Source organism: Cognatundibacterium luofuense (assembly GCF_018139685.1).
In the GTDB taxonomy this organism is placed as follows: Bacteria; Pseudomonadota; Gammaproteobacteria; order Burkholderiales; family Burkholderiaceae_D; genus Undibacterium; species Undibacterium luofuense.
The window spans coordinates 1-279 of the sequence record NZ_JAGSPN010000675.1; the positions used below are offsets into that span (position 1 = coordinate 1).

1 protein-coding gene is annotated in these 279 nt (G+C 55.6%); it reads left to right on the top strand.

Annotated features, from left to right (window positions below; all coding sequences use genetic code 11):
• Positions 1–279, top strand: a 279-nt coding sequence (locus KDM89_RS22145) for an oxidoreductase (protein ID WP_463322651.1), incomplete at both ends; no start/stop codon positions are given.

Sequence of the window (279 nt, forward strand, 5' to 3'; positions counted from 1 at the left end):
CGTGCGGCGTTTGCCTGGGTCACCAAAAAACTCAAAGGCCATGTCTCGATTCCGCTGGTGGCGACTAACCGTATCAATACGCCGGAAGTGGCTGAGCAATTGCTTGCAGACGATTATTGCGACATGGTGTCGATGGCGCGTCCGTTGCTGGCTGATCCGCTATTCCTGCGTAAGGCCGAGCAAGGCCGCGCGGATGAAATCAATACCTGTATCGGCTGTAATCAGGCCTGCCTCGATCATACTTTCGGCGGCAAGCTGACTTCCTGTCTGGTCAATCCG